The 2,108-nt window shown below is 58.3% G+C and carries 4 protein-coding genes; all 4 read left to right on the forward strand.

The features are described from left to right. Positions 1-117 precede the first annotated feature (117 nt). The 4 genes from Q0349_RS04895 (at position 118) to Q0349_RS04910 (ending at position 1,985) form a co-directional block, all read left to right on the forward strand. Positions 118-315 carry a hypothetical protein gene (locus tag Q0349_RS04895; RefSeq protein ID WP_298079761.1) on the forward strand — a complete coding sequence of 66 codons (198 nt, stop codon included), beginning with the start codon at positions 118-120 and terminating at the stop codon, positions 313-315. Beyond that, the gene (locus Q0349_RS04900; RefSeq protein ID WP_298079762.1) at positions 312-497 is read left to right on the forward strand and encodes a hypothetical protein; all 186 of its coding nucleotides are present in this window, start codon (positions 312-314) and stop codon (positions 495-497) included. Before Q0349_RS04895 ends, Q0349_RS04900 begins: the two co-directional genes overlap by 4 nt. Before the next feature lie 86 nt (positions 498-583). Then, entirely contained in the window at positions 584-1,426 is an 843-nt protein-coding gene (locus Q0349_RS04905) for a hypothetical protein (protein WP_298079763.1), read from the forward strand. A gap of 283 nt (positions 1,427-1,709) precedes the next feature. After that, positions 1,710-1,985: a hypothetical protein gene (locus Q0349_RS04910; RefSeq protein ID WP_298079764.1), complete on the forward strand. Its 276-nt coding sequence runs from the start codon at positions 1,710-1,712 to the stop codon at positions 1,983-1,985. Positions 1,986-2,108 lie beyond the last annotated feature (123 nt).

The following is a 2,108-nucleotide window of genomic DNA, read 5'->3' on the forward strand; positions in this document are numbered from 1 at the left end:
TTTCTATATCAACTACGGATTTGTTTGAGGCAGCATACATTTTAGGACACCACCCTCTGGCTTGAACTGGGGCAGCTCTCCGAACTCGGCCTGCTGCCGCACTGGCAGGATGTATTGTTGCCGCAGTTGCGCGCAGAAAACTTCATCCGCCCGCTCACCACAATGGGCATAGAGGCGGTGCTGCTCGACCTCTCCCGCCAGGGGGAATACGAGCGTCTGCTCTGCCGCCTCATCCGCGAAGGTCAGCTGGGCGTCGCGCCGCAAAATGCCACGTCTGGCAGCGACAACCTCACCACCAAGCGGGAGGCCGCATGAAAGTGAACGGTCTTTCCCTCTTTTGCTCATCCATCAGCATTGAACTGCTGGCCGAACTGTTGAGTGACGTCTTTAGCGCCCGCGTGCTGATTGCCCTGATCCTTGTCAGCCTGCTCATCCGCTGGCGGCGTGGCCGCAAACCGTGGTACCGCTCCCGTTGGGACGATGACGACTGGCTCTGAGCACACCGCACAAACACATCTTGCATCTTCCACACACCATGCCCCGGACGGCTCACGCCGCCGGGGTAACTTTTTAAGGATTCCCCATGAAAAACTCTCTGCAAACCCTCTCCGCCTGGATGATTTACTTCGACACCCGGCACGAACAGGCAGCGACCATCGCCGCCCGGCTCTCCGCCCATATCTTCCCCGCAGACGCACCACGCGACCCGCTGGCGGCAGTGCGGCAATACCTGGAAGCCCACGGCTATCCGCCCCAATGGGCGCTATCGGTGCGTAGCGCTACCGACTTCATCGGCGAACGCAACCGGCGGGCGGAAATACCGCCGCGCGAATACCGCGCTCTGGTCTATCTCGCCCACGGCGACGACGGCCGGCTTGACGGCGCACGTTGGCTGGCCTTCTGCGAGCGTGAGGACTTCCACTATCACGTCCCGCGCGCAGCCGCACGCCGCGTCTTCAGCATGGTGTTGCACGATGCGGAAGACATCGACTTCGCCCTGCTGAATGATCTCTGCCTCAACTACGGCTGCGTGGACAGCGATTTTCTCGTCATCCGCGACGATCCGGGATTGCCGGGCATCGGCGACCTGCACTACCTGCTGCGCCACCTTGACCTGAACCCGGACAACTACGAAGACGTCGTTTACGCGCTCGAAGATGCCGACACGAAATGGCTCTATACCCGCCACCGCGACAGCATCCACCGCTGGGTGGATTTGAACGCCATCGACATCCTTGAACAGGCGGACTACCGTCTTGACGAGCTGCTCGACGCGCCGCAGCTGACGCGGCAACGGCTGGTGTATCACTGGGCCTGCGACCTGATGCAACGCCATTTTGCTGACCGGGGGTATATCCGCCCCTATACCGCCGCACCGCCATTGTTTGCAGTCAATGCCGACGGCGATGACAACGAAGAAAACTGACCTCAGAGACCCGGCTCAAGCCGGGTTTTTGCTGCGTGCAAATGATTGACGGCAAAGGGGGAAACGACTATATTGCCCGTGAAAGTTGGCGAACTATACACGCAACCCAAATGCCGGACAGTGCGGAATATTCCGCCGCCATCTGAAAATCTGGCTGGTCGCAAGACCGGATGGCGTCTTTTCAAACTGCTGCACTCGGTGCAGCATCTTTCTAAAACCCGCAGGGGAAATGTTTTCCCTGCGGGGGATGTCATTTCTCCTGCATTTTTGTCAGGAGGTATCTATGACAAACTTAAGTGAAATCGCTCAAAAAATTGAGCGGATCCCCGCCGCTCACCGTGAGGCCATTGTTGGCCTCATGGATCTCATGATAGAGGCGCACCGCGAAGAGGTGCGCCTCCAGTTGGAGACCCAACAGGAGGCCTTCGACGCGAAGTTGAAAGCCGCCAAGGAAATTGCTGACGCAATGTCAGCGATTTCATCATTGCGGTTCGCCGCAATCTGCTGGGTTATCGGAACGATGGTAGCATTAGCCGCCGCCGCGTTGCGATTCTTCTAACCCAGCGCCCTCCCCCGGCAGGAACAATAGCTCCTTGCCGGGACTGTTTTCCTTACTTTCCCTTAATAGCAGGAGAATCCCATGTCAAAATCTGTTCAGCCGCTTGCTAGCGAAAATAATCAG

The organism is uncultured Cardiobacterium sp., from assembly GCF_938028185.1.
GTDB lineage: Bacteria > Pseudomonadota > Gammaproteobacteria > Cardiobacteriales > Cardiobacteriaceae > Cardiobacterium.

What these genes read in the sequence shown, in the direction of transcription:
- Q0349_RS04900 (WP_298079762.1), top strand. Translation starts at nt 312, where the DNA reads ATGAAAGTGAACGGTCTTTCCCTCTTTTGCTCATCCATCAGCATTGAA.
- Q0349_RS04910 (WP_298079764.1), top strand. Translation starts at nt 1,710, where the DNA reads ATGACAAACTTAAGTGAAATCGCTCAAAAAATTGAGCGGATCCCCGCC.
- Q0349_RS04905 (WP_298079763.1), top strand. Translation starts at nt 584, where the DNA reads ATGAAAAACTCTCTGCAAACCCTCTCCGCCTGGATGATTTACTTCGAC.